This window comes from Aminobacter sp. P4_D5 (assembly GCF_056401815.1).
In genome coordinates this window covers 1-617 of record NZ_JBFUIP010000964.1, presented here as the reverse complement: position 1 = coordinate 617, position 617 = coordinate 1, and the positions used below count along the sequence as shown (strand labels likewise).

Sequence of the window (617 nt, the reverse complement as noted above, 5' to 3'; positions counted from 1 at the left end):
CACCGAGGTCGTGGGCAGCGGACCCTTCCGCTATGTCGCGAACGAGCGCGTGGACGGCGTGCGCGCGGTCTATGCGAAGTTCGACGGCTACGTGCCGCGGCCGGACGGCGCGCCCTCCTTCACGGCCGGCCCCAAGGTCGCGCATCTCGACCGCRTGGAGTGGGTCACGATTCCGGATGACGGGACCGCCTTCGCCGCCCTCCAGCGCGGCGAGATCGACTGGTGGGAGAGACCGCTGCTCGACCTGCTGCCCAATCTGCGCCGCGACCCGAACATCACCGTCGATGTCATCGACCGCACCGGCTACATGGGCATCATCCGGCTGAACCACCTGCAGCCGCCCTTCGACAATCCGGCGATCCGCCGTGCCATCCTCGGTGCCATCAGCCAGGCGGACATGGTGGGCGCCGTCGCGGGTGCCGATGCCAGCCTGACCACCGATGGCGTGGGCGCCTTCTGCCCGGAATCGCCCATGGCCTCGAATGCGGGCATCGAGGTGCTCACTTCGCCACGCGACGTGGCGAAGGTCCGCCGCGACCTCGCCGTCGCCGGCTACAGGGGCGAGCGTGTCGTCTTCCTGACCGCCGCGAACAACACGGCGACCAACACGCTCTGCG

General features: G+C 69.6%; 1 protein-coding gene. It reads left to right on the top strand.

All coding sequences use genetic code 11. The annotated features are described in order from the left end of the window. Window positions 1-617, top strand: a 617-nt coding sequence (locus AC1DWF_RS36090) for an ABC transporter substrate-binding protein (protein WP_476843255.1), incomplete at both ends; no start/stop codon positions are given.